Genomic DNA, 21,247 nt, shown 5'->3' with positions numbered 1-21,247 from the left:
AGCAACTGCGGCAAGACATTTTTTTAGCGGCCCGTTTCTCTGTCCGTATCGTTAGAATCAATTTCCTAAGGGCTCATGGATCATGGATCGGCCCGACCGGTTTCGATTCATTCATCCGATAACTTTATTATAACCGATGCGGGAATACCCGAGACCCATCAACATCGTTCCGGCGGAAAGTCGGTCCCGGGCAGAACAAATTTTTTGATCTCGATACAAAATGAGGACGTTTCATCGGCATTCCGGTCTGCCGCTTCAGGCATTGAAATATTTTCCCACACAATGATTATTTCTCCGGCAATATTATGATTCGGCAAAGATCGTCAGAAATCGCTCTTTTAAAGTATCGTCAGAGATCAAAAGCTGTCGAAAATAAAATGTCAACGGTGATAGACAAACCGAAACAGTGCAAACGGCCTCCGCCACTCGTCTCTAATGACAAAGAAGCGGTCCGCTGCGGATGAGCCGCGAACCGCTTTCTTGATAAAGGCAGGATTTTTTTAAAAGTCAGTCTGTTAAGTAATAAAACAGCTTAAAGACTAGCACTCTTCAATGCTAAAAGACTGTAAACGGGTTTAAGGCCCTTCCAAAAAGATTAAGCACCGGATGGTTTCAGCAGCTCACGATGGCACGTGCATGATTGTTCTTATCTTGACTCTTCGTTCCTTAAAATATGTCAGCCGTTATTTGCTTCCTGAAGACTCTTTGATCGCAGCGAAGCTTCGATCTGTTCCAAACTCCTGCCGGCCGTTTCGGGAACCAGACGATAGACAAAGATAAAGGCAATAACGCCCATGACAGCGTACGCACCGAACAGCGCCGTACCGAAGCTGGCAAATAGGCTTGGAAAAGTCAGTGATACAACCAGATTGGCAAACCAGTTGGCGACACCGCTGATGCCGACTCCCAGTCCCCGAATGCGCAGCGGGAAAATTTCGCCCAGAAGAACCCACATGACCGGTCCCCATGTCAGCGAGAAGAACATGACGTAGACGGCAAGACTGATCACAGTCATCATCGCGGTAGCCGTGCCGCCGCCGACACTGGCGAAGGCCATGACAAACAGGCTCAGAGACATCCCGACGTTACCGATCAGGAGCAGCTTTCGTCTGCCCACTCTGTCCATCATCCATACGGCCAGTACCGTCACCAGCACGTTTACAATGCCGATGCCTATGGTGCCGAGCAAGGCCGCTGAAGAACCCAGGCCTACTTTTGTAAAAGTGGTCGGCGCATAATAAAGGACGGTGTTACATCCGATAATCTGCTGGAAAACGGCCAGTCCGATACCGATGATCAGCGACGGCCGTGCCCAGTCCGAGAACAGATCCCTGTATCCCCCGTGAGGCTGATCATTTGTCAGTTTGATATCGCTGATCTCATCGTCGACGCCGATGCCGTGCCGAAGCTGATTCAAGATCTCTGCAGCCCTTTTCTCAAACCCTTTCTCGACGAGCCATCTCGGACTTTCCGGTGCCAGCAGCATGCCGAGAAACAAAAGGGCGCCGGGAACAAAGGCGAAACCCAGCATCCAGCGCCAGTCTCCGGCTACATTGGCAAAGAGAAAATCAATAATATATGCCAGAAGGATACCGCTCATAACCATAAGCTGGTTCAAAGTAGACAGAGCGCCTCTGATCTTCGCAGGAGCCAGCTCGGAAAGATACATCGGCACTAAGGTTGAAGCTCCGCCGACCGCAGTCCCCAAAATAATTCTGAAGATAACCAGGGAGCCGACATTCCAGGAAGCGGCGCATCCCAGAGCCCCCACGCAGAATGTTGCCGCTGCAGCCAGAACTATTCTTCTCCGTCCGTATCTATCGGCCAATGTCCCGCCGACTGCCGCTCCGATCATTGCTCCGAATAGGATTGCACTAACAACGATACCGGTTGTAAGCGAGTTTAATTTAAGTTCTTTATCAATGAACAGAATTGCTCCCGAAATAACCCCGGTATCGTACCCGAAGAGCAGTCCGCCCAAAGCACCAAAAAAGTAAATGAGCCCATTACTGATTTTGTGCATCTGTCTCACTCCTGAATCGTTAATTAATTTATTTGTTGAACCTTTCCATTTATGAATGGCATCATTTGTCTGCACCTGTCTGAGTTTTAAATGCAAACAAGCGATGGCTGATTTCTTTGGTCTGCGAATAAATTTGTACATAAATTCGATACAGTTCCCGATATTTCAAAACATTTTCTTTAATCGGACGATAGGTTTCTCCAATGTTAAGAAACTTGTCAGCACATTGCTCCGGTGTCGTAAACCACCCGAGTCCGACGGCTGCCAGCATGGCCGCCCCCATCCCCGGTCCCTGTTCATTGGTCAGGCTGACGACCGTCGCATTAAAAATATCTGCCTGCATTTGCAGCCAGAGCTCGCTCTTGGCCCCACCGCCTATGGATACAATCGTGTCGACCTTTTTTTGATTCTTTCTAAAAATCGTGACTGTATCATTGATCGAAAATGTAATCCCTTCCATGACTGCCCGTGCAAAGTCTCCGCGGTTATGGCCGCTGTCAATGCCGGTGAAGGTGCCGCGGATCCTGGCATCCACATAAGGCGTCCGCTCTCCGACAATGTACGGTGTAAAAAGCAGCCCGTTCGCACCAATCGAAGATCTCCCCGCTTCTTCTACCAGTGCATCGAAACTTTCATCCGGCGCAAAAACGTTTTTAAACCAGTTCAGGCTGTAACCCGCGGCAAGCGTAACGCCCATGGTATAATAAGCATCTTTTTGTGCATGATTAAAAAAATGCACGCGTCCCGCAAAATCTTTATGTTTATCTTTTTCATAGGAAAGAAAAACACCGGATGTACCGATACTGCACAGGGCTTTCCCTTCCGTCAGAACGCCTGCACCGACCGCACCGCAGGCGTTGTCGGCTCCTCCCGCGAATACTCGGGTCGTTTCGGAAAGCCCGGTAGCTGCAGCTACCTGAGGAAGCAGGCGGCCGGTAAAAGCTGTCGATTCGACGAGAGGCGGACAGAGGGTCTCAGGCAGGCTGAACGCTTTGCAGATTTCCGTGCTCCATTTTTTCGCGACCACATCCAGCAGGATCGTACCGGCTGCATCGGAATATTCGCAGTTCAGCTCTCCCGTCATCCGATAGCGGACATAATCCTTCGGCAAAAGAAACATTTCACTCTTTTTAAAATTTTCGGGCTCATGTTCCTTCACCCAAAGAATCTTCGGCAGCGTAAACCCTTCCAGCGCCTGATTTTTAGTAATGCTGAGCAGCTTATCGCCGAGTATCTCCCGGATTTCACAGCATTGCTCAGTCGTCCGGGTATCATTCCAGAGAATGGCCGGCCTGACAATCCTGTGATTGCTGTCCAGCAGGACAAGCCCGTGCATCTGCCCCGAAAAACTCAGCCCTTCGATGTCGTTAGAATCGATACCCGACCCATTAACCAGCTGACGGAGTGCCTGCTTGGTTTTGTCAAACCATTCTTCAGGATCCTGCTCATTGCAGCCCGGAGCCTTCTGTATCAGCGGATAGCTTTTTGTTGCTTCTGCGGCAACACGCCCGGTTTGGTCGACAAGAAGCACTTTGACCGAGCTGGTTCCCAGGTCAACGCCAATTACATATTTCATCATGCTTACCCCTTTACAATCGGATATATAAACAGCTCCATGAATCAAGCGCTTACATTAATCGTCTTTTTGTGCCGGAAAATATTAAAAAACAAGGAACGGAAAGCGCGGCGCTGCTGTCATCTGTTTCACTAAACGGCACGTTGTCAAGTTTCTCGTTCCTTGTCTGCCAATGACTTAACTGATTCTAAACGGCTATCAAGCCTCCAGGCCGATATAATGATTCAGCGTATCTTTAAGAAGTTCAAGACGTCCGGATCTGTTCTTGCCGCCGATTTCAGATTCAGGTTTGTCGATGATATATTTCTCAAGGGATTCAAAATCCGCTTTGCCGGAAACAATATCTGCGCCGATTCCTTCTTTGTAGCTGCTGTAGCGTTTGTCGATGAAGTCGTCAAAGACATGGTCTTCAATCAGACGGCTGGCAGCTTTCAGACCGAGGGCGAAACTATCCATTCCGACGATGTGTGAATAGAAGAGATCATCCGGTTCAAAGGAAGAACGTCTGACTTTAGCATCGAAGTTCAATCCGCCCTTATGAGGGCCGCCGTTCTTCAGCACTTCATACATCGCAAGCGTCGTTGTGTAGAGATCTGTCGGGAATTCATCGATATCCCAGCCGAGCAGACCGTTGCCCTGGTTCGCATCCAGTGAACCGAGCAGACCGGCCGTCCGTGCCACACGAATTTCATGTTCATACGTATGGCCGGCGAGCATTGCGTGATTGGCTTCCAGATTCAGTTTAAAGTCCTTGTCCAGATCATACGTCCTCAGAAAATTGATGGCCGTCGCCGCATCAAAATCATATTGATGGGTCATCGGTTCCTTCGGCTTCGGTTCAAGCAGCAGCTGTCCTTTGAAACCGATTTTCTTTGCATAATCGACAACCATGTGGAAGAAGCGTCCCATATTGTCCTGCTCCAGCTTGTAATCCGTATTCAGCAGCGATTCATAACCTTCGCGCCCGCCCCAGAATACATAGTTCTCGGCGCCCAGTTCTTTGGCAATTTCCAGTCCCTTTTTGACCTGTGCCGCCGCATAAGCGAAGACGTTCGCATTGCATGAAGAAGCGACGCCGTGAACAAAACGGGGATTGGTGAACATGTTCGCCGTGTTCCAGAGCAGTTTGACACCGGTTTGTTTCATATAATCTTTAAAGAGCGAAACAATGACATCCAGATTCTTATTCGTTTCACGAAGCGTATCGCCTTCCGGAGCTACGTCCCGGTCATGGAAGCAGAAGAACGGGTTGCCCAGCTTTTCGAAAAATTCAAAGGCCGCCTCCGCACGTGCCTTAGCCAGATCCATTCCTTTAAATTTCTGCCAGGGACGAATGGCTGTCCCGACGCCGAACGGATCGACGCCTTCCTGAACAAAGGTGTGCCAGTACGCCACCGAAAAACGCAGCTGATCTTTCATCGGCTTTCCTGCAACTGTCTCATCAGGGTTATAATAGTTAAAGCCCAATCCACTCTTTTTTTGTTTCCCGACAAACTCGATTTTTTTAATTTCCGGAAAATACGCCATGGTAAGCCCCTCCTAAATTAAATGATTGAACACGGCAAAGCTCTGAAAAGGTCGGGCGGACACTTATCAGTACCAGTAAACGATCGGGATGATCTGTAAGCCAATACATCTGGTGCCGGCCAAAAATAATCATCTTTGCCTAAGTTAGTTTATTGACTCAATAAACTAACTCGCAGTTATAATATAGCAGGTCGGTTCATTTTGTGCAACCCCTTTCATGTAAAAAAGCATTTTATTTATTCGGCAAAATCATTTACAATAATAATATTGTTTTTTCGGTTTAAAAAATGCCGATGTCTAAGAAAACATCATAAGTTTATTAACTATGTAAACAAAGAGATGATAAAATGACTACTGCAGATCAGGCTTTTGTAAAAAAGCATAATCAGAATATCCTGTTAAGCGAGATTATCAAGCGATCGCCGATTTCCCGTGCCAAGCTGTCCGAACTCACCCATCTAAACAAGGCAACGGTTTCGTCTCAGGTAGCCGCACTAATTGAAAGCAAGCTCGTCTTTGAAATCGGTCAGGGACAATCGAGCGGGGGAAGGCGTCCTGTCCTCCTTGTTTTTAATAAGGATGCCGGATATGCGATCGGAGTCGACCTGGGGGTCAATTATATTCGCACGGTGCTGACGAATTTGAGTGGAAACATCGTTTTCGAAGATTTCGTCACACTTGCGGACCCTTCATTTGCGGCGGTTGGCCCGCTTTTAACAGATCGGCTCCATTATGTGATGCACCATGCTCCTGAATCCCCCTACGGAATTATCGGCATCGGCATCGGGATACAAGGCTTCGTCGATGAAGAGCAAAAAATCCTGTTCACCCCTAATTCCAAATGGGATCACGTCGACCTCAGAAGCTTCCTGCAAAAAGATTTTAACTTTCCTATTTTGCTGACTAACGAAGCGAATGCCGGCGCATACGGCGAAAAATTGTTCGGGACACTCAGAGACTGTCAGAACGGCGTGTTTGTCAGCCTCGGGATCGGCCTCGGGGTCGGGCTGATTCTCAACGGGGAAATGTATAACGGCACTCATGGCTTTTCAGGAGAGCTGGGGCACATGACGATTGATCTGGCCGGTAAAAAATGCCATTGCGGAAACAGAGGCTGCTGGGAATTATATGTCTCCGAACGAACATTTCTCCGCCAACTGTCGCGGCTTAAAGGGAGAACACTAAATGATATCCGCGAAGCTCTCGACCTTATCCGGAACAATGACGTCAACGCTTTGAACTGTCTGGATCAGATCGCCTATTATCTTGGACTGGGTGTGACCAACATCATCAATATCTTTGACCCTGAACTGGTGATCCTAAATGGAAATTTAGTGGAAAGCAGTCCCCTGGTGATGAGTACCGTCAAAAAAACGGTTGCAGAGCGTGCTTTTAAACATGTTGAGAGCCGTTGCAGGATCACCGTGTCTGAACTGGGCCGGGAAGCGACGGCGATCGGCGGGGCCTCCTTTGCCATCGAGGAATTTTTTGAAAACAGGGAGACCTCTCTCTGATCAGGAGGAAGCACGCTTTAAAATAATTCATGTCCTCCGGAATCGAAACCATGACTTTGCTGAAAAGCCTTAGAACAAGAAAGGAAAAAAAGCGGACTGCCGCCGGGATCGGGCAGTCCGCTTCATCTTTTTTTCTCAATACGTTGAAACCTTCATGAATAGTAGAACACTCTATTTTTATACAGCCTTCGATTTCCCCGCTCTTTTCTACAAACGTTTTTGTCGGCGTTTATCCAATCGGTTCATAGTAAAATCGGGAATGTCCGGACCAATGTTCGCCGGGATCAAGCATAAAAAGACCGTTCGATTGGCCGGACAGATGAACATTCGGAGCATTCACCATTGATGTCTGCGGTTCCGGGCAGACAAAGCCGCTTTTCGCATCATTGTTGTAAAGCATCCAGAATTTATAATCTGTCCCCGCATCATAAATGAAGCGGACATGCGCTTTGCGATCCGTAATCGTTGCCTGATTTCTGCCATTCTGAGGTGCAGCGGTATAATGATTGTCCATCCGAACCGCATAGGGAGATCCTATGCCCTTCTTTATCGCTTTTTCCACATCCGTCAATGGTAATTTATTTCCGGTCGGCAGAGAACGCTCATCCAATTCAAACCGCTCCCCGATCGTCAGATGAAATTGACAGTCTTCCCGAGTGCTTTCTTCTGCAAAAGGAGCGCAAAGCGTCGTATGAAATCCGAGCATGACCGGCATCGGTTCGCTGCCGTTGTTCTCCACCGTCACTTCCTGAGCAAGTCCCGACTCTGTCAGCGTATAGCGCAGCGAAAAGACGGCATGATGGGGGAAATAGCGGAAATTCGCAGACCGTTCGTCCAGGCGATAGCTGATCCGGACGGAGCACGACTCCCTTCCGGAATCCGAACCGGTTACTTCCCAGGGTGCGCTGTAAAGAAAACCGTGTAAATGATTGTGAGTTTCCGGTTCATTGAGCGGAAACCGATAGGTTTTTCCATTGATCGTAAACCGGCCGTCTTCATAACGGTTCGGGGGAAAGAGAACGGGAACTCCGTAGAGAAAGGGATTGGCCCTGTAATCCTCCATGTTGTTTTTTAGGGGTTCACGCAGAAAGTGAAAGTTTTTGACTCGGTCGCGAAAAGCGATCAGCTGTCCCCCATTCCTTGGCAAGAGTATGGCCTCCAGCGTACCTTTTTGCAGCTTAAGCGCCGGCAGGCCGTTGTAGCCTGTCTGTTCAACAGATCCCTCAGCCGTATTGATTTTATCTTGCATCGTACTCCTCCCCCTATCATGTTATTTATTTATAAAATCCGAAAAAGCGGTGCGATTGCCCGTCCTGCCTTGGCAATGAATGTTTTTTTTATATGAGTATCCCCTTTGTGGCTCATGCGAAGAATAGCATTTGTCGAGCGTCTGGCGAAAAACAATGCTTACGTTCAAGGCGACAATCTCTGAGCCTGAAGCGGCGCCGAATTTTTCCATCACCTGCTTGCGGGCTCTGAAGCGGGCGCAGATCAATGAATGATAAGCAAACAGAAGCATCATTTTCTTAAATATAAATAAACCGCTTTCAATTCATTTTGGAGACAAGGGCGCTTCCCGCGGCCCTGTCCAAGATGGTTTTCATTTAATTTTGAAAAATTTTCTTTAATCTTTTATTTTTTTAGCAGATCTTTCATCGTTTGGGCAATATGCTCCGGGGTGAAGCCGTATTCGGATACGACGCGATCACCGGGAGCAGAAGCGCCGAAACGATCCACAGTGACAAGGACGCCCTCATCGCCGACAAACTGCCGCCAGCCGAGCGAAGCACCCATTTCAATGCCGACCCGTTTCGTCAGATCAGGCGGGAGTATTTCATTCCGGTAAGCCTTCGGTTGCTGGTTGAACAGATCCCATGAAGGCAGGCTGACGACCCGGACATGCACGCCTTCCTGTTTCAAAAGCTCGCGGGCCTTGACAGCGAGCGGAACTTCCGATCCGGTTGCGATCAGGATACCGGCCGGATCCGATCCGCCATCCGCCGCAACGTATCCGCCCCGCCTGACGCCTGCTGCAGCGCCCGCTGCTTCGCCCGCCGTCGTTTCCAGTGCCTGGCGGGTCAGAACAAGAGCCGTTGGATGATCGGCACTCTCAACGGCCAGTTTCCAAGCTTCTCTAGTCTCATTGCCATCAGCAGGACGGAGCACGCACAGCCCCGGAATCGCCCGCAAACCGGCCAATTGTTCAATCGGCTCATGCGTCGGTCCGTCTTCTCCGACTGCAATACTGTCATGAGTAAAGACAAAAATCGAAGGAATGTTCATCAGAGCGGCAAGCCGCAGTGCCGGCTTGGCGTAATCCGAAAAGGTGAAGAACGTGGATCCGAACGGAATCACACCGCCGTGCAGCGCCATGCCGTTGACGGCAGCCGCCATCGCAAATTCACGGACACCGAACCAGATGTTCCTGCCGTCATAACTGTCGGATGTAAAATTTTTCTCTTTTTTCATCGTCGTCTTGGTTGATGAGGACAGATCGGCCGCTCCGCCGAACAGCTGCGGCACCGTTTCCGCAAGAGCATTAATGACCTCGCCGGAGCTTTGCCGTGTCGCCAGTTTCTTTCCTTCCTCATACTGCGGCAGCCGCCCGGCGTAATCCGGGTCCAGTTCACCGGCAATAACCTGCTGAAGGCGATCGGCGAGCTTAGGATAAGCCTTTTGGTAATCCGAAAATAAGCTTTTCCATCGTTTTTCCTCTTTCTCTTTTTCAAGGACCAGCGATTGAAAATGGGCTTTAACTTCTTGCGGAACAGTGAACGGTTCATACGACCAGCCGTAAGATTTCTTGGCGCCGAGGGCTTCCTCCTTGCCTAACGGACTGCCGTGTACCTGATTCGTTCCGCCCTTCGTCGGAGCGCCATAGCCGATCACGGTCTTAACCTCAATCAATGTCGGACGAGTTTCATCACTTTCAGCTTCATCGAGCGCCTGTTTCATGCTATCCGTATCGTTGCCGTCTTCAACGAGCGATGTCTGCCAGCCGTAGGCTTCAAACCTCTTTCGGACATTTTCAGAGAAAGACATGTTCAAATTTCCGTCAAGCGATATATTGTTCGAATCGTAGAGCACGATCAAACGCCCTAATTTCAGATGTCCGGCCAGAGAAGCCGCTTCGGACGACACCCCTTCCATCAGATCGCCGTCGCCGCAAAGTGCGAATGTCCGGTGATGAACGACATCGTAACCTGGACGGTTATAAACAGCGGAAAGATGCGCCTCGGCCATTGCCATGCCCACGGCCATGGCAATCCCCTGTCCGAGGGGGCCCGTCGTCGCTTCAACGCCGAGCGTGTGTCCATATTCCGGATGGCCCGGCGTTTTGCTTTGCCACTGCCTGAATTGTTTCAAATCATCGACGGTCAGTCCATAGCCAAACAAGTGCAGCAAGCTGTATAGAAGCATGGAACCGTGCCCTGCCGACAAAACGAAGCGGTCCCTGTCAAACCATTTCGGATCGTGGGGATTGTGCCGCATCACTTTCACCCAGAGCGTGTAGGCCATAGGAGCCGCACCCATCGGCAGCCCGGGATGCCCGGAATTTGCCTTTTCAATGGCGTCGATCGATAGTGTGCGGATCGTGTTGATCGCCAGCTGTTCAATAGATTCTGTCATTCTAATCATCCTTTCAGATAAAGGCCGTCTACTAAGGAAGCAATCACTTTAGCGGATGGGTCCCTTCCCCCGCGCCCATCGCCTGGCGTTCAAATGGAAAAAGGCCGCCGTCGGTTTGTGCATGGATGCCCGCCGATTATAAAATCGAATAGCCGAGCGATTTTATATCTTGATTAAAGGTCCTGACCGTGTTCAGCGAAAGTTCTTCGAGCGATCTGCCGGCCTTCTGAAGCTTTTCGATAATCGCCGGTGTACAGGTAATGATGTCAACGCCCACTTCATCGGCTTCATAGACATTATACAGTTCGCGCGAGCTGGCCCAGAGCAGTTCCGCACCCTTTTTTTCATGACAAATAGCCGCATCTTCGCGCATATACGGGAGTGGATCACGTCCGGAGTCGGCGATTCTTCCGGCAAAGACGGAAACGATAGCCGCCGTTCCCTCCGTCAGCGCATCGACCGTCTTTCTGACCTGGTCCACGGTGAAAATCGCCGTCACATTTAACGAAAGGCCCTCTGCCGACAGCTTTTTAATTAACGGAATAGACGATTCTCCCCTTGAGTTCGTAATCGGTATTTTGACAAAAACATTTTTGCCGAAACTGCTGATCTTCTTCGCTTCTTTTTCCATTGTTTCGAAATCATCGGCAAACACTTCAAATGAAATCGGCAGATCCGGTATTGCCTTGAGCACTGTTTTGGCAAACTGATTGTAATCCTGAATTCCCGCCTTCTTCATCAAGGAAGGATTGGTTGTAAATCCGACCACGATCCCCGATTTGTAGGCCGAGATCATATCATCCAGTACCGCCCCGTCCGCATATATTTTCACTTTTAAGTCACTCATCTGATTTTCCTCCCATGCCTTTTCTTATTGGCTGTACTTTCACATCCTCTTCCTTTAACAATCCACACAGCAAAGGTCGATTCTAAACCGCTATTGCCCGATAAAACATTTCAGACAGCAGAATCCGTTTTCATCTCCCTTTACAAAAGCATCGGACAGTCTTTCTTTCAAGCAACTTTGCTTGACTCTCCTGTCCTCTGTTTCCCTAACAACAAAAATTAATAAAATGTTGCACCCAGCCTCCATCTTTGTTTACCCATCAAATTAAGTCTACGGTTTTAATCTATCAGATCTCCTCTTTAAAATCAATGAAATTCAATGTAAATGAGCAAGTGCCTCACAATTGTTGAAAAGTTATTCGTTCCCGGTACACCCTTAAGAAGAGATTCGCAAGTTTCATAAGGATTTTAAATATCTTGGAAAACATTTGAAACCGAATTAAGTTTAGAAGCAAAATTAAAACCGGCCTCTGATCGTTCAGAAACCGGTTTTATGAATGTTATCATTTATATGAGTAATTGCTCATTTTCCTGCTGTGCCGTCAGATGACGATCAACCTTTCCCGAGACCGTCAATCGGAGAACGTTTCCGCAATCGATAAAACGCCTGTCGCGGTTGATGAACCGGGTGTACCTGCTGAAGACCGATAAACTCCCCGGAATGGTCGATACCATCGCCCGAGACCGATAAACTGCCGGCGGCGACCGATAAAACGGGTGCGGCGATCGATAAACTCTGCCTAACGACCGATAAACTCACTGCCATGACCGATAAACTCCCCGGAATGGTCGATACCATTGCCCGAGACCGATAAACTGCCGGCGATGATCGATAAAACGGGCGCGGCGACCGATAAACTCTCAGCCAAGACCGATAAACTCCCCGGAATGGTCGATACCATCGCCCGAGACCGATAAACTGCCGGCGATGATCGATAAAACGGGCGCGGCGATCGATAAACTCCGCCTAACGACCGATAAACTGCCAGGAGCGGTCGATACCATCGCCCTGAGGCGGATTATCGACCGATAAAACGGGCATATCCGTTGATAAAGCTTCGGACGCGGCTGCGTCATCAATCAGGAACGATCTTACTGTTCTGATTATTCGCGCTTATTGATTCCAGTCCATTTACTGTCAATTTTTTGGCCGATAATGTTGATATTAAGCACGTTATTGTCGATATTATGCACTTTACTGATGATAAGCAGTGATTTACTGCTGATATCCATCGTTTCCCGGCGATTTTCGCCACAATTCACAGAACTCTGCAGCGGACTGAAGAAAAAATCAGACGTTTTTACCGCTCAGTAACCCCTGTTCGTACAGGATAGCCCTCTTTTTCAGCGGAATAAACCGCCGTCCGCAGGAACATTCAAAAGAATAGGCTGCTGCCCGTGCCGAGTAATCGCTTTTCAGAAGAATCGCCGGCGTTTTCGCACCGCGGCCCGGCTTGATACATGAGTTGAGAGGATAACCCTTATTATTTATTTGCTTTCGGAAATTTCCTTTATGATTTGTGTCAATGCTGCCTTGATCGGTGTAGCAGGACGGCCCAGCACTTTTTCAAAATCATCGCTCTCGACTTCCAGCGTCTTTTCGCGAATGCTCTTTTGAATGCCGACCAGCATAGGAATCAGAAAATCGGGTACTCCGGCTTTTTTGACCGCATCAGCATATGTCGCGTCGTCAACCTGCTGAACAGATACTTTTTTCCCCAGCACCTCGCCGACAGCAGCCGCCAGTTCTTCCTGTGTTAATAACTGCCCGGAAAGCTCATAGACGGTATTTTCGTGCCCGTCGCCGGACAGCACTGCGGCGGCTGCTTCTGCGTAATCCTGCTTCAATGCCCAGCCCACTTTGCCGTCTTTTGCCGATGTGATCCAGGGAGCTCCTGCCAGAACGCCCTGAATATTGGAAATCTCGTTTTCCAGATACCAATTATTGCGCAGAAAAGAATAAGGAATGCCTGCCTTTACAATTGACTCTTCCGTTGCTTGATGGGTCGGAGCGAAGATGTTTTTGCTTTTTTGCGCGTTTACGATACTTGTATAGGCAATAAATTTAACCCCGGCACGCTTCGCCGCGGCTACCGCATTTTTATGCTGCTTTATTCTCGTCTCATTGTCACCGTCCGTGGAAACAATCAGCAATCTGTCAATGCCTGCAAATGCAGAATCCAGCGTTTCCGGCCGATCAAAATCTCCCTGGCGTACTTCAACTCCGGCGGCCCGCAGTTCTTCCGCCTTTTCAGGATGGCGGACACTGACCGCCAGCTGATCGGCCGCTACTTTTTTCAATAATGAGGCAACAATTTTGCCACCCAATTTTCCTGTTGCCCCAGTCACTAATCGTTTCATTGACCTGTCCTCCGTTTATTTTATTTTTTGTTATAACAAGTATAGTTACAACAAATGTATAAATAAAAACTCTTTTAAAAAAGAGTTTTATTTAAAATTTTGAACCAACTGCTCCAGCGTTGTTTGTGCCAGTCTATGTTCCATCGCCGATTGCGCGTCGTTCAGCTCCGCCTGAAGCACCCGCTCAATGTTCCGCCCCACCGGGCAATGAATATTGCAGTTTTCGTGTATACGAAACAGATGGTGTTCTTCGGTGACGTCCACAGCCCGGTAAATATCGAAGAGTGTAATCTCTCCGGGATCTTTCAGCAGGGAAGCGCCGCCCGCTCCCGGACGGACACGCACAAATCCTGCCTTCTTTAAATTGCTCATGATTCTCCGGATAATAACAGGATTTGTATTCACGCTGTCTGCGATAAAATCGCCGGTGCATTCGTAATCGTTCGAGCTCACGGCAATCAGGGAAAGAATATGCACGGCTATAGAAAAACGTGTACTAATTTGTTTCAATTGGATCACCACTGTTGTAACAATTATAGTTACAATAGTGAACGATGTCAAACATTAATTACGGAGCCTGACTTGCAAACGATTTTCCGGGCATCCCGAATCGGAACTGCCTCTGTGCAGGCCGATTTTTTGCTGTATTATTTCGCCCGGTTTCGCGTATATACCTATAACACGGAACGTTCGCTTATTCGGCAAAGCGCAGGGATCACGAAATTTTACGGATTATCAGCCTTATTTAAGTCCGGCTCTTGCAAAAGCGACCGAGATGACATCTGGGGTTGGGCGGCACCGCTGAACGCCACTCGGGCGGAAATCAATGAAGGGCCGGCTGTTCAAGAACAGCCGGCCGATCGGATGACACAGGTGTAAAATTAAGGAAATGAGGCCGATGCCGTGGCAAAAAAGAAAGTTTTATATTATCACATTGACGGTCATCTCGATTTCGAGAATGCGCTGCTCAGAAAATGGGGCGTTGCGGATATTGATCTGGTAGAAGCGGAGAAGACGACGAACAATATGATTGAAGCCGCCCGGGATGCCGATGGACTGGTCGTCGAATATCAGCCAATCAGCCGTGAAATCATTGGGCGGCTTCCGCGGCTGAAAATCATTTCACTGCAGGCAATCGGCGTAGACAACATCGATTTGCAGGCGGCAACGGAGCATGGAATTTGTGTCACCAATTGCCCGGGTTTCTGTTCGGAAGAAGTGGCCCTGCATACCGTCGGCCTGATCATCGACCTGGCACGCAAAATTACGCTGCTTGACCGCACCGTCCGATCGGGCGGCTGGGATCCGCTGTACGGCTATCGGACGCATCGGCTGAGCGGCCGGACAATCGGTCTTTATTTTTTCGGAAGCATTCCGAAAATGATGATGCCGCTGCTTAAAGCATTGAACCTCAAAGTACTCGTTTATGCGCCGACGAAATCCGCCCGCTTTCTGGCAGGATACGGAGCGGAAAAAGCGGAAAGTTTCGACGAATTACTGCGCCGTTCGGATATTCTGTCGCTGCATTGCCCGCTGATCGAATCGACCGTACATCTGATCTCGGACCGCGAGTTAAAAATGATGAAAAAAAGTGCTTTTTTAATCAATAGCGCCCGCGGACGAGTCGTCGATGAGGCCGCCCTCGTCCGCGCTCTGAAAGCAGGCGAGATTCAGGCGGCGGCTGTAGATGTGATTGAAGATGAGACGACTGAACAGAGCGCTCTGTTCGGATTGGAAAATACCGTGATCACCCCGCACGCTGCCTTCATCTCGGAAGATTCTTATTATGCCGCCCGCAGGATTGCCCTGGAGCAGCTTGTTCAGCGCCTCAGTAAAAACCTGCGGCCGGCAAATCTCGTGAATCATCAGGTGAAAGTCAATTGAACGACTGCCGGAGCCGATGAAGGATCGATTACAGCGGAAAAAACGGCTGTCCTTTAACCGGCGGCAGAAGGGCAAATCGATTCGGTCTGTACGGGTGGGCAATATCTCCGGAAAGTCTGTCGAACTGCTATTCCCCGGTATTTCGTATCGATCCAATGAGAGGTACTAAAAATTTTCGTTTTTCCAATCATCCCGAAATCTTGCGACTCAAAGTTTAATAGCTGAAAAACGATCCGGTTTTGCTATTCTTGTTTAAAAAGGCGCCAATCGTTCAGAGCCGGCCAAAAAAGAAAGCTCGAAAGCCTTAATCATCCGGGTTTTCGGGCTTTCTAATAGTATGGAATGAATTTTATCGGCAAAAACGGCGGCCGTGTGCGAAACTGCCGGGTATCGCCGACAGACCGGGAATGCTGCAGCTTTCATGATCATCGCAGTTTGTCCGGAATCCGCTTTCCGGAGCCTTTAAAATCCATATTGTTTTTCTCGTTCTTTGCGAAGCCTTCCATAAGTTTTTGTCAATAAGACGGTATCCTCTGCCAGCCGGTTTATCCGATATAAGATGTCATCATTTTTAATCTCTTTCCGGTAAAAATCCTTTTCTTCAATGAATACATAGGTCTGAACAATTTGCGCCTTCATATAAGCTAGGATGGGCTTTAGCTGCTGTTCCGCGACAAGATAGTGTTTCGGCGAACCGGCGGTTACAATCATGGCAGCCACTTTTTCACGAAAAGCGTTGACAGGAAGCAGATCGAAGACGTTTTTCAACGTGGCAGGTATAGAGGCTTGAAAAACGGGGGTTCCGATTATCAGAGCATCTGCTTCCATCAGGCTCTGTGCAACATATCGCGTATCACCCTCATATTCCAGATAATTGCGGCCGTCGCTGAACTGGACCTCGTATTCAGCGAGGTCGATCAAGGATGCGTCGACATCCGGATAGTTTTCTTTTAGTACCTTCAGTGCACAGTCCATAGCCGTTCTTGTTTTATTGCCGATTTTTGAACCGGACAATCCGACAATCTTCATTATTTCACCTTCTATTTTTTTTCGTATATTTTCTGATCGCCGGCAGAATTTCTGTACCGATCACTTCTACGTTTTTCATCACTTTGTCAAACGGCATGCCGCCGAAATCGATCTGAGCAATGTAACGCTGATGGCCGAATACTTCATACTGATAGAGAATCTTTTCAATGATTTGCTGCGGGGTCCCGACATTCATGATATTATGAGGATCTGCACCTTGTGCAAAAAGCTGCTTGGAAAATCCTTGCCCGTTCGTCCGTCTCATCCCTTCGTTAATGCGGGGGTACAGTTCACGAAGCGCCTGGCGGCTGCTTTCGGCCGCATAGAAAAAACCGGCTGTGGCGACAGGAAGCTGTGCCGGATCAAAACCGTTCATTTGTGCCGCTTCGCGATAAGCATCAATCGTGCGTTTAAAAATGGACGCGGGTCCGCCTAAATGAGCCATAAACATCGGAACGCCGGCATAGCCTGCTTTAACGGCACTGGCGGGCGCGCCGCCGACAGCTCTCCATATCGGCATCGAACCGTTTTGCGGCCGGGGAAGCACCTTGGCATGGTGTAAAGGCGCACGGAATTTGCCGCTCCAATCCACCTCATCTTCTTTATTAATTTTTAAGAGCAGATCAAATTTTTCTTCGAATAATTCTTCATAATCGCGCAGATCGTATCCCAATAAATCAAAGAGTCCCGTTCTTGATGCGCGGCCGGCAATAATCTCCGCCCGGCCTCCGGATATTAAGTCAATCGTCGCAAAGTTTTCATAAACGCGCACCGGATCCGACGTGCTGATAATTGTGGAGGAACTGCCGATCCGTATGTTTTTCGTTGCCTCGGCAATGGCCGCAAGCACGACGGCGTGCGCCTGGGTGGCAAAGTACTCCTGATGGCTTTCTCCGACGCTGAAAAAATCAATGCCCGCTTCGTCTGCCAGTTTAGCATAGTCAATGATTTCACGAATGCGCTGCTCTGCAGAAATCCGTTCTCCTGTCACAGGGTCCGGCAAATGATCGCCGAGTGTATAAATACCGAATTCAAGTCCTTTATCCGGATCGATGCGATATTTTTCCATTTTTTATCGGCCTTCTTTTTTTGATACTTGTTGTTGCCGTTTCGCAACTAAATGTTATTATAGAAGACGACAGCGTTTAATGTAAGTACGTACTTAAAAGTGGTATAGTATACAAAAGGATACTATTGGAGGCATCAAAAATGAAGATCGAACCCGACCTATGCCGTGTGGAAAATGCTTTAAATATTCTGGTGGGCAAATGGAAACCTATTATCTTACTGTATTTATTACGGGACGGCACGCAGAGATTCAGTGAACTTAAGCGAAATATACCGGGCATTACCCAGAAAATGCTGACCAAACAGCTGCGGGAACTGGAAGAAGAGGATATTGTCAAGCGTGTCATCTACCCGCAGGTACCGCCAAGAGTAGAATATTCCGTGACCCAGTATGGAAGGACCTTGCAGCCGATATTAGAAGCGATGCATGAATGGGGCGTGAAACACATTTTGCATAAGCAGCAAAAAGATAAAGACATTAACCATCTGGATTCGGGCAGAAAAACAGTCTGATGCCGCCAACCATCGACTGGCCGGTTGAGAAAATAAGACGGCCGATCGGCGCGCAGATACACGGATTCTTCCGGATCACTGCGATAAATCGGCCGGATGGCCGGAAAAATGATGATAACGCCATTTCAAACGGCCGGATCGGCCGTTTCTCTAAATGCCGGGAGACAGCCGCATGCGTCGGTTTTTAAAAACGGCCTGAAAACATTCATTAGAAAAACTTAACCCTGCGCCCAGGCAGCCGGTGCGAACAAAGCCCTCGTTACAGGAGACAGGGCCGCCTCATATTGAACAGGCCTCCGGACGCGGCGCTTACGGCCGGCCGCTTGTCCTAAAAGCTTTATATTTTTATACTATTAAACAAACAGGCCCCCTTCACCGAGGAAGCCTGTTTTTGGTTTTCCGCTTTGGGCGCTGTCTTAATACAGCTCTGACACAAGCTCAGGATTTAAGCTCAGTTCCGCCCTTCGATTTTCCGAACCACCCGCGGACAGTCCGGCGTATCCACGGAACAACCCAGTAATCCCCGCCCCATTTGCCGGCGTTAAATCCGGCAAACAGAATCAGGACGCCAATCAGGACATCAAGAGGATTCGTTGATACGGTTCCGGCAAATAAGTACATAAAGTTCATTAGCAGAGCAAAGAATGCAGCGGCAGTAGTCAGCGTACCGAGAATGAGTCCGAGGCCGACGAGAAATTCGCCCCATTTTACTAAAAAGCTGAAGAAACCCGAGCCCGGCAAGGCAATATGCTGAAGAAAGGCATTATACGGGCCGTAGAGCACATTGCCGGCCGGTCCGGCAACAGGATGGGCGATAGCACCCTTCATGAAGCCCGATGCATCGAAAGGTTCCGGTCCGGTTAATTTTTTAAATCCGTCTACCATCCATTGCCATCCGAGCCATACCCGCAGGACTAAAAGAATGAAAGAAGCCGTTTTGCTGTTGCGTAACCAATGTACCATAACAATTCCTCCTTGTTGGGAAACGCCTGAATCTTTGTAACCGTTTCCCTATCCAAAGTATAGCATATAAATTAAAAGCAACTGGTTATCTTTATTACAACAATATGACTCTTTTCTGAGCGGGGACGCGGTTCTTCAGACGTTGGAAAAATTCAGCAATCATCCAAATTAACATAATTTACAACCATTGTCAGTAAATATATGGAAATTCTTATTTAAATAAATCTCTTCATTTCAGAAGGAATTCCGTATTTTTCTAATAATTTCTCCCTGGTCATTTCCGTATTATTTTTATTAGGGTTTATTAATAATTTAGTCGCGAATTCATTAGCATCGTCTTCAATTTCGCTAGCCGAGCAGGAAGTGTAATTTTTCAAAAAATAGGTACTTGTTTTAGGATGCAGAACTGCATGTCCCAGTTCATGAGCTGTTACAAAGACTCTCATTGACGATTGAAGTTTGTTATTGATTATGATGAACTTATTCCTCTTTAAATATCTGTAAAATCCGCCTATGCTGGCATCCATACTGGCAAGATGTACATAAATATTGAGCCTTCGAGCAATATAGAACGGATCATTGGTGTGAAATCTTTTTATCAGTTGTTCTACTGTACGGTCGACATAGTCAGTCATAATCATTGATCCCTGTTTTTAATATTTAATGAATATACCCTTTGACTCACAGCTTTCTTTAATAGCGAATACAGATTAGTTATACTAAGCAGATTCACGAATGCACGTTTGCATATAATCGGATGGTTACGCAAAAAAAAAACATGTTTCCCGTGTTTCAATAACATCTTTTCGGCAGGCAGATGTGTCATGAGAGAGCACAATGATTGCGCTCCTCCTAATGGCAGCCGCACGTTTTTATACAACGAAAGCGTACAACCTTCCACAATCCATACCGGCAATGAACCGTGCCGATTTGAGCAAACGATTTGGAGCCGAATCAATAACCGGCAAAAATAAATGCGGCCTTTTTACCCTGTTGTCAGCCGAATGGCATCGTTCACACAATACCTCGTATCCCGAATGGTCCGACATCGGCCGGCTCTTGGAAAATGGGCGGCAGTCCCGACATGCCCTGGGGAAAAACATGGAAACATCTGAATCATCCGCACAAGCCATACACAATGAATTTGTCTCCATAACTAAAGCGTTCAGCATGTCTCGCAGCTCAAGCCAAAAATATCTTCAGACCATAAAAGGCTGATGCAACCGCCGCCATCTTCAGGATAAACTTTTCAATCACCCCCTTTTTGCTGCACAGTCATAGAAACGATAACTTATAATGAGCCAATAACATCACTCATTAATAGTTAATATTTTCTTACCAAACTCTTGCAAAGTGAAAATGGCCGCGTGTCATATAACATGTTTTTTAATTCTTAAATCAATTAACCAAGTTTCTTGACAACGCAAAAGACACCCCACTTTTTGGTATCGTGATTGTCGCGACATGACTCTACCAATTAGAAAAGGTGCCCTCTAGCCGTCAGTTAAAAATATTCGAAACAATAGACTCCCCCGGAAAGATAAAATCTGTTTCATCAAATCATGACTATTTTTAAAGAAATTCTTCCGGAAATATCCCTGAAATCCCCGCCGGATTGTCATGTCAGTCAACTGCCTCTTGCATAACCTGAAGAGTAATAAATAGGCCGCAGCCGAAAACATCTGTATTCCAATAAATAATGTTCGCAAATGGATATTATTTATATTCAGGATGGAGCCGATCGTTCTGCTGCGATCGGTTGATTATTTCACATAATATCCAAAAATATCATATTTATTTAATTGTTATACAAGTTTATTGGATATATACTAGAACTGTAGATACAAGATACTTGGATATAAAGGAGGTGGGTTTATGAGAAATGATAAATTAATCAGAGCGAGGAGGCGGAAGGGATGGACGCAGGAAGAGCTGTCGCGGCTTATATCCTGTGAAAAATCTACGATTAGTAATTGGGAGAACGGGGTCTCCAATCCCAGTTTATCGACAGCGTTTCGATTATCTTCACTGCTTGAGTGCGATGTTAACGAGCTCTTTTTAAACATCAAGATTAAAGAGTCGCAGAAAATGAATCAGTCAAAGAGAGCAAGCGTCAATAACAAAAGTTGCTGAAAATGCAAGCGGTTACAAAAAGGCTTTTATAGTATGGGGGTTTAATCGGTAAATGGAACATCTTAAAATTGCGTATGATCCCGAAGCAGAACACTATTTTTCGACCACGCGGGAGAAGGTCCGGATCGAAGACACGGACTTCACCGACGTCGCCGGCGTCGTGCTGACCGACGGCCGGGC

At 47.8% G+C, this 21,247-nt stretch carries 18 protein-coding genes; 4 read left to right on the top strand and 14 right to left on the bottom strand.

Annotation, left to right across the window (positions count from 1 at the left end; genetic code table 11):
- Positions 1 to 676: 676 nt before the first annotated feature.
- The 3 genes from Q6A92_RS15190 to xylA form a co-directional block, all read right to left on the bottom strand.
- Positions 677 to 2,023 carry a sugar porter family MFS transporter gene (locus Q6A92_RS15190; RefSeq protein ID WP_332238615.1) on the bottom strand — a complete coding sequence of 449 codons (1,347 nt, stop codon included), beginning with the start codon at positions 2,021 to 2,023 and terminating at the stop codon, positions 677 to 679.
- 61 nt (positions 2,024 to 2,084) lie between these two features.
- Positions 2,085 to 3,599, bottom strand: coding sequence for a xylulokinase (gene xylB, locus Q6A92_RS15185; RefSeq protein WP_274400916.1), 1,515 nt, complete (start codon positions 3,597 to 3,599; stop codon positions 2,085 to 2,087).
- 198 nt (positions 3,600 to 3,797) lie between these two features.
- Positions 3,798 to 5,126, bottom strand: a complete 1,329-nt coding sequence (gene xylA, locus Q6A92_RS15180) for a xylose isomerase (RefSeq protein WP_332238614.1) — start codon at positions 5,124 to 5,126, stop codon at positions 3,798 to 3,800.
- 347 nt (positions 5,127 to 5,473) lie between these two features.
- On the opposite strand from xylA, the gene Q6A92_RS15175 reads away from it, so the two are divergent.
- Positions 5,474 to 6,640: an ROK family protein gene (locus tag Q6A92_RS15175; RefSeq protein WP_274400920.1), complete on the top strand. Its 1,167-nt coding sequence runs from the start codon at positions 5,474 to 5,476 to the stop codon at positions 6,638 to 6,640.
- 229 nt (positions 6,641 to 6,869) lie between these two features.
- Here Q6A92_RS15175 and Q6A92_RS15170 read toward each other — a convergent pair whose 3' ends face one another.
- From Q6A92_RS15170 to Q6A92_RS15140, 7 genes are all read right to left on the bottom strand, one after another.
- The gene (locus Q6A92_RS15170; RefSeq protein ID WP_274400921.1) at positions 6,870 to 7,889 is read right to left on the bottom strand and encodes an aldose 1-epimerase; all 1,020 of its coding nucleotides are present in this window, start codon (positions 7,887 to 7,889) and stop codon (positions 6,870 to 6,872) included.
- A gap of 383 nt (positions 7,890 to 8,272) precedes the next feature.
- The gene (tkt, locus tag Q6A92_RS15165; RefSeq protein ID WP_332238613.1) at positions 8,273 to 10,270 is read right to left on the bottom strand and encodes a transketolase; all 1,998 of its coding nucleotides are present in this window, start codon (positions 10,268 to 10,270) and stop codon (positions 8,273 to 8,275) included.
- Positions 10,271 to 10,406: 136 nt separating this feature from the next.
- Entirely contained in the window at positions 10,407 to 11,117 is a 711-nt protein-coding gene (locus Q6A92_RS15160) for a transaldolase (RefSeq protein ID WP_332238612.1), read from the bottom strand.
- Between the two features lie 552 nt (positions 11,118 to 11,669).
- Positions 11,670 to 11,882 (bottom strand): hypothetical protein, encoded by a 213-nt coding sequence (locus Q6A92_RS15155; RefSeq protein ID WP_332238611.1) that lies wholly within the window; start codon positions 11,880 to 11,882, stop codon positions 11,670 to 11,672.
- The gene (locus Q6A92_RS15150; protein WP_332238610.1) at positions 11,857 to 11,985 is read right to left on the bottom strand and encodes a hypothetical protein; all 129 of its coding nucleotides are present in this window, start codon (positions 11,983 to 11,985) and stop codon (positions 11,857 to 11,859) included. The genes Q6A92_RS15155 and Q6A92_RS15150 overlap by 26 nt, the downstream gene beginning before the upstream one ends.
- Before the next feature lie 619 nt (positions 11,986 to 12,604).
- Entirely contained in the window at positions 12,605 to 13,477 is an 873-nt protein-coding gene (locus tag Q6A92_RS15145; protein WP_332238609.1) for an SDR family oxidoreductase, read from the bottom strand.
- A gap of 87 nt (positions 13,478 to 13,564) precedes the next feature.
- A complete protein-coding gene (locus tag Q6A92_RS15140) occupies positions 13,565 to 13,987 on the bottom strand; it encodes an Rrf2 family transcriptional regulator (protein ID WP_332238608.1) in 423 nt (140 codons plus the stop codon).
- 393 nt (positions 13,988 to 14,380) lie between these two features.
- Between Q6A92_RS15140 and Q6A92_RS15135 the strand changes: the two genes are divergently transcribed.
- Complete coding sequence (locus tag Q6A92_RS15135) at positions 14,381 to 15,361, top strand: C-terminal binding protein (protein ID WP_332238607.1); 981 nt, start codon at positions 14,381 to 14,383, stop codon at positions 15,359 to 15,361.
- A gap of 462 nt (positions 15,362 to 15,823) precedes the next feature.
- Here Q6A92_RS15135 and Q6A92_RS15130 read toward each other — a convergent pair whose 3' ends face one another.
- On the bottom strand, positions 15,824 to 16,390 hold the full coding sequence (locus tag Q6A92_RS15130; protein ID WP_332238606.1) for an NADPH-dependent FMN reductase: 567 nt from the start codon (positions 16,388 to 16,390) through the stop codon (positions 15,824 to 15,826).
- A 4-nt stretch (positions 16,391 to 16,394) separates the two neighbouring features.
- On the bottom strand, positions 16,395 to 17,459 hold the full coding sequence (locus tag Q6A92_RS15125) for an LLM class flavin-dependent oxidoreductase (RefSeq protein WP_332238605.1): 1,065 nt from the start codon (positions 17,457 to 17,459) through the stop codon (positions 16,395 to 16,397).
- Between the two features lie 140 nt (positions 17,460 to 17,599).
- Here Q6A92_RS15125 and Q6A92_RS15120 point away from each other — a divergent pair, with 140 nt between their 5' ends.
- Positions 17,600 to 17,971, top strand: a complete 372-nt coding sequence (locus Q6A92_RS15120) for a winged helix-turn-helix transcriptional regulator (protein WP_274400942.1) — start codon at positions 17,600 to 17,602, stop codon at positions 17,969 to 17,971.
- Between the two features lie 438 nt (positions 17,972 to 18,409).
- On the opposite strand, the gene Q6A92_RS15115 is transcribed toward Q6A92_RS15120, so the two are convergent.
- The gene (locus Q6A92_RS15115) at positions 18,410 to 18,934 is read right to left on the bottom strand and encodes a DoxX family protein (RefSeq protein WP_274400944.1); all 525 of its coding nucleotides are present in this window, start codon (positions 18,932 to 18,934) and stop codon (positions 18,410 to 18,412) included.
- Positions 18,935 to 19,149: 215 nt separating this feature from the next.
- Positions 19,150 to 19,569, bottom strand: coding sequence for an ImmA/IrrE family metallo-endopeptidase (locus Q6A92_RS15110; protein WP_274400945.1), 420 nt, complete (start codon positions 19,567 to 19,569; stop codon positions 19,150 to 19,152).
- Between the two features lie 1,240 nt (positions 19,570 to 20,809).
- On the opposite strand from Q6A92_RS15110, the gene Q6A92_RS15105 reads away from it, so the two are divergent.
- On the top strand, positions 20,810 to 21,067 hold the full coding sequence (locus tag Q6A92_RS15105; RefSeq protein ID WP_274400948.1) for a helix-turn-helix transcriptional regulator: 258 nt from the start codon (positions 20,810 to 20,812) through the stop codon (positions 21,065 to 21,067).
- The last annotated feature ends 180 nt before the right edge of the window (positions 21,068 to 21,247 follow it).

It is taken from the genome of Sporolactobacillus sp. KGMB 08714 (assembly GCF_036598985.1).
Classification (GTDB): Bacteria; Bacillota; Bacilli; order Bacillales; family Sporolactobacillaceae; genus Sporolactobacillus.
This window is presented reverse-complemented; position numbering and strand designations above follow the sequence as displayed.

Excerpts from the sequence above, each read along its gene's own strand:
- Q6A92_RS15160 (WP_332238612.1), bottom strand. The coding sequence starts at position 11,117 with ATGAGTGACTTAAAAGTGAAAATATATGCGGACGGGGCGGTACTGGAT.
- Q6A92_RS15110 (WP_274400945.1), bottom strand. The coding sequence starts at position 19,569 with ATGACTGACTATGTCGACCGTACAGTAGAACAACTGATAAAAAGATTT.
- Q6A92_RS15105 (WP_274400948.1), top strand. The coding sequence starts at position 20,810 with ATGAGAAATGATAAATTAATCAGAGCGAGGAGGCGGAAGGGATGGACG.
- tkt (WP_332238613.1), bottom strand. The coding sequence starts at position 10,270 with ATGACAGAATCTATTGAACAGCTGGCGATCAACACGATCCGCACACTA.
- xylB (WP_274400916.1), bottom strand. The coding sequence starts at position 3,599 with ATGAAATATGTAATTGGCGTTGACCTGGGAACCAGCTCGGTCAAAGTG.
- Q6A92_RS15130 (WP_332238606.1), bottom strand. The coding sequence starts at position 16,390 with ATGAAGATTGTCGGATTGTCCGGTTCAAAAATCGGCAATAAAACAAGA.
- Q6A92_RS15145 (WP_332238609.1), bottom strand. The coding sequence starts at position 13,477 with ATGAAACGATTAGTGACTGGGGCAACAGGAAAATTGGGTGGCAAAATT.
- Q6A92_RS15155 (WP_332238611.1), bottom strand. The coding sequence starts at position 11,882 with ATGGCAGTGAGTTTATCGGTCGTTAGGCAGAGTTTATCGATCGCCGCA.
- Q6A92_RS15120 (WP_274400942.1), top strand. The coding sequence starts at position 17,600 with ATGAAGATCGAACCCGACCTATGCCGTGTGGAAAATGCTTTAAATATT.
- Q6A92_RS15190 (WP_332238615.1), bottom strand. The coding sequence starts at position 2,023 with ATGCACAAAATCAGTAATGGGCTCATTTACTTTTTTGGTGCTTTGGGC.
- Q6A92_RS15170 (WP_274400921.1), bottom strand. The coding sequence starts at position 7,889 with ATGCAAGATAAAATCAATACGGCTGAGGGATCTGTTGAACAGACAGGC.
- Q6A92_RS15125 (WP_332238605.1), bottom strand. The coding sequence starts at position 17,459 with ATGGAAAAATATCGCATCGATCCGGATAAAGGACTTGAATTCGGTATT.
- xylA (WP_332238614.1), bottom strand. The coding sequence starts at position 5,126 with ATGGCGTATTTTCCGGAAATTAAAAAAATCGAGTTTGTCGGGAAACAA.
- Q6A92_RS15115 (WP_274400944.1), bottom strand. The coding sequence starts at position 18,934 with ATGGTACATTGGTTACGCAACAGCAAAACGGCTTCTTTCATTCTTTTA.
- Q6A92_RS15175 (WP_274400920.1), top strand. The coding sequence starts at position 5,474 with ATGACTACTGCAGATCAGGCTTTTGTAAAAAAGCATAATCAGAATATC.